The 4,276-nt window shown below is 43.9% G+C and carries 4 protein-coding genes; 3 read left to right on the top strand and 1 reads right to left on the bottom strand.

Features of this window, described 5'->3' with window-relative positions; genetic code table 11:
• Nucleotides 1–559: hypothetical protein (locus GF309_01790; GenBank protein ID MBD3157496.1), on the top strand; the 559-nt coding region annotated here is incomplete at its 5' end.
• A gap of 29 nt (nucleotides 560–588) precedes the next feature.
• Entirely contained in the window at nucleotides 589–1,677 is a 1,089-nt protein-coding gene (locus tag GF309_01785) for a hypothetical protein (protein ID MBD3157495.1), read from the top strand.
• Between the two features lie 101 nt (nucleotides 1,678–1,778).
• On the opposite strand, the gene GF309_01780 is transcribed toward GF309_01785, so the two are convergent.
• Nucleotides 1,779–2,741: a hypothetical protein gene (locus tag GF309_01780; protein MBD3157494.1), complete on the bottom strand. Its 963-nt coding sequence runs from the start codon at nucleotides 2,739–2,741 to the stop codon at nucleotides 1,779–1,781.
• A 240-nt stretch (nucleotides 2,742–2,981) separates the two neighbouring features.
• On the opposite strand from GF309_01780, the gene GF309_01775 reads away from it, so the two are divergent.
• Nucleotides 2,982–4,142 (top strand): aminotransferase class V-fold PLP-dependent enzyme, encoded by a 1,161-nt coding sequence (locus GF309_01775; GenBank protein ID MBD3157493.1) that lies wholly within the window; start codon nucleotides 2,982–2,984, stop codon nucleotides 4,140–4,142.
• The last annotated feature ends 134 nt before the right edge of the window (nucleotides 4,143–4,276 follow it).

Here is a 4,276-nt window from a genome sequence, read left to right as displayed (position 1 = left end):
TCCCACATGTACAAGTTTCCACGCAGCGCTTGATGCGTTGTCCGAAGTTGTAGATGAACACGATTTGGATACAAATGGAATCGAGAAAGTAATAATCAGAACCACCCGTGGAGCCCTGAAGAACAATGTTGGCACAAATTATGATAACATCTCATCAGCTCAAATGAGCATGGAGTATTCTGTTGCAGCGAAAATAGTGGATGGCGAGGTTGGCATAAATCAGTTCACTCCAGCAAGAATCGAGGACCTAACATTAAGAGAGATGGCCGGAAAAGTGGAGACGGTAATTGACCCTGAGCTGGATGCATTTGGCTTGGATTACCGTTTTGCAGCTCAAGCAATTGTCTTGCTCGATGACAAGACTCGATTTGAAAGTGACTATGTACACAACCCCAAGAGAATGACGACAGAAGGTGTAGAAAGCAAGTTTATCACATTAGCTAATACGGCTGTAAATGAAGAGCAAGGAAGAGAAATAATAGAATCTGTTAATGGCATCGAGAAGATGCGTGATGTTTCTAATCTTGCAGATTTGCTTACAGTCCGTGATGAAGAGTAATGAAGATTTTTGAATATGCGGATTAGGTGATGACTTTGAAGAAAGAAGATATCAAGAATGCGGGTTCAGGTAAACATGATGATTATGTAGTGCTAGCTCATACAGACTACTTGATTGACGTAGCTGAAAGACGCAGTAGGGGCGAGACGGAGGTTATGAAAAGACGCCATCTCCCCACCTTGAGAGCCGGAGGCGTGGATTTAATATGCGATCACGTTGGTGGAGACACAAGGATGTTTTCCACTTTCCCGCTTAGCAGATTGGCCAAGGATACCGACAAGCTGGGTACTGCTCTAAATGGTGTCGACTGCATGTTGGAGGAAGCCAAAGAAAGTAATGACAATTTGATGATTGTCAGAACGATTGATGAAGCTGAACAAGCAAAATCTACAGATAAGCTTGGAATAATCCTTTGTCTTCAAGGTGGAGGTCCAATCGGGCAAGACCTTGGTCTGCTTAGGGTGTTCTATCGACTAGGTATCAGATGCATCCACCTCACGGCGAATGTTAGAAACCAGATATCTGATAGTTGCATGGATAGAGACCCGGGGGGACTCACCCAATTTGGGCTAGAAGTGGTCAGAGAGATGAATAGGCTTGGAATCGTTATTGACGTTGCTCAACTATCGCCGAAGGGTTGTCATAATGTCCTGGAGGAATCAACAGATCCCATAATCGCGTCGAATTCTAATGCAAGATCCCTTTGTGATCATCCGCGAAATCTTGATGATGATGTTATCAAACAAATCGGTGAAAAAGGAGGCGTCATAGGGGTACACTGTTTACCTGCTCTCATTTGTGAAGACAAAAAAGTGTCCTTGTCAAATCTGATTGAACATATTAACTACATTGTAGATTTGACGGGGCCCGAACATGTGGGTATTGGCCCCGATCTCCTAGAAAACTGGCCAGAAGAGAGATACAACTGTGTATGGGGCGCAGGCCAAGATTTGGGTGGCAAATATATTACATTCAAATATCCTACTGGTCTTGAAAGCATAGCTGAAATCCCCAATATCCCTGTTGCTCTATCTGAAAATGGCTATTCAGATAAAGAAATTGCTGGAATCATGGGTGGAAATCTGATGAGAGCTTTCAAGGCCGTCTGGAACAGCTAGTAGATTTCCTCCGTGTCTGCTCCCTCCTAAATATAGAATACCCGATTTTGTACCCCGGGCGGAATTGAGAGACATTGAATAATCCGAGTAACAAGAATAGATTAGTCCAATGCACCCCTGATTCTCGGATGCTCTTCTCTGAATCGCAGATCGATAAACGAATTAAGTTCACCCGGTTCAGGCTTACTATATCTTGGTTCAAGAACGGTTTTGAAATCCCATCCCTCACCATCAATAGGCCGCATCTGGATGAGACCTACACCGAATCGCTTCGCTTCTCGTAGGATGTTCTCTGCAATGTGACCATTCTTTTCGAATCCTTTGTCTTTGACCCATTCAAAGACCAAGTAGGATCTGTGGCTGTACAGGCTCTGTGAGGCTGTTTCATACAGAGCGGTAAATCCTATGTCACTATGTTTCTTGACATCTATTGTTATCAGTTCGAGATGGTTCCCTGGAACAAAATCGTATTTCATAATAGTAAGAATCGATATATCGGGAACAGTCAGTAAACGATTCCTTTTCGCTTGAGTGGCCGTAATTTCTGAAATATATAGATTGGGCGGTGAAGGTTCATAATTAGGTCTCCATTTACTATCGAAGTAATCCTTCACAGGCCCGTACAGCCTGCTGACGTGATTTACTCCGAGCTCGCCACGCTCTTCGGATTTTCTTTGTTGAGTTAAACCGGCCACCCTGGCCGATCGGCCATATCTTCCCTTTCCTGCGATTATTCTTCCCTCGTCAATTAATTCCTTCTGGATTTCGGAAAATTCCTCTGGAGATAAATCGAGAGATTCGTATATCTTATGATTGGATATGAACGAGCCGTCTTTTGGCAGCTTCGATAGAACCTGTTGCTTAGCTGTTCCGACTCTTCTAATAGGTCCACCCCGTCCACGACCAATCTTCGCCAATCCGTTTCTGACAAGTTCCTTTTTTGCGCTAGAATACTCTGGATCATTTAGGCCAGACAGTTTTCTTAGAGTGCTGTCTGTTATATATTCAAGGTCTTTTGGCAAATGCTCTTCCAGCGTCCGCGCGTTTTCTGATAATTTCTCCATAAGGACCCAACCTACTTGTAAGAGAATTTTCTTATTCCAAGGACATAAACCTTTTCTTCTTTAGAATTGCAGGCTCTTAAAGAAATTGGGAGACAATCCAGAAAAGAATTGCCAGCTACTATTCACTCGCTCAAAATGAATGGAGATATTGACTTTGAGAATCGTAAGGGCCATCGAAACTGATAAGCAGATGATCACCGCTCGGAACCGATAACGGAACGGCCAAGAAGGCTACCTATAGTGAGATTTATCAGTATTGAGAAACGGGACCTCTCTATGACGCCTCATCTGGATGAAGACTTGGTTAGAGAACTATGGCCTACACTCTCTTCTATTACGTATCTCAACACAGCATCAACGGGTGTTCCTTCAGTACCAGTCGCGGAAGCCATTGACCGTCTTGTGAAGAACAGAAGCGAAGCAAACTGGACTAGTGAAGATACACAGCAGCTTCATGATGCAGTGAAGGCCAAATTGTCTACGCTACTCGGAGGATCTGCTTCCGAATACGCCTTTGTTCCTAGTACTTCAGCTGCACTCAACGCTTTCGGTCATTCCATCGAGTACCCGGCTGGATCTAATATAGTAATTTGCGACTTAGAGTTTCCTTCGAATTACATTCCATGGCAGAACATAGCATCTCGATACAATGTGGAACTGAGGATTGCGAAATCTAAGGGAGGAGCTGCCCCCACTGAGAAGTTCAGAAAGCTCATTGATTCCAACACACGAGTTGTTGCGGTGAGTCATACCCAGTTCGGTAGTGGTTATCGAAGTGATTTGCGACCTCTCGCAGAAGCAGTGCATTCTAATGACGGCTTTCTGGTTGCAGACATTATACAATCCGTGGGTTGGGCTGATATCAATCTGGACGAAGCTAAGGTGGATTTCGCCGCCGGTCAAGCCACAAAATGGATTGCAGGACCTATCGGAGCTGGTTATGCATATATTCGGAATGAGACTATGCAATATTTGAATCCTATTTTTCTCGGCTGGCGGAGTGTGAAGAGACATCGTGATTTCACTTATACGGAACGTCAGCCAAAAGAGGATGCCAGTATGTTTGAATGGGGCTCCCCCCCGCTCATTGCTTACGCCGGGTTTTCAGCAGCTCTCGATGTTCTACTTAAAATACCTGCAAAGACAAGAAAAGAAACCGCGTTAGACAATGCTTCCTATTTGAAGGAACAGCTCAACAAAAAGGATATCAGTTTCTATGATTTTGACGATGAACACGACTCCCCCATCGTATCGTGTCAACCATCAAACCTGAAGAACCTTCAAAACGAGCTTAAAACAGAGGGAATTTTCTGTTCTGTGAGACACGGGCGTCTTCGAGTGTCTCCTCATTTCTACAACACCAACGACGACATAGATAGATTAGTCCACAATCTGGAATAACATAGATACACCCTCTTTAGGATCGTGAACTTGTATCTCTCATAAAGAGAAGAATTTAGAAAAACCGCAACCAAGGCTAAACCTAATGAATTATTGAAAATTAAAGCCCTCAGCTTTTGGTTCTGGTTATCTTC

The organism is Candidatus Lokiarchaeota archaeon (assembly GCA_014730275.1).
Lineage (GTDB): Archaea > Asgardarchaeota > Thorarchaeia > Thorarchaeales > Thorarchaeaceae > WJIL01.
The sequence above is the reverse complement of the archived record's forward strand: the minus strand, read 5'-3'. Positions and strand labels throughout refer to the sequence as shown.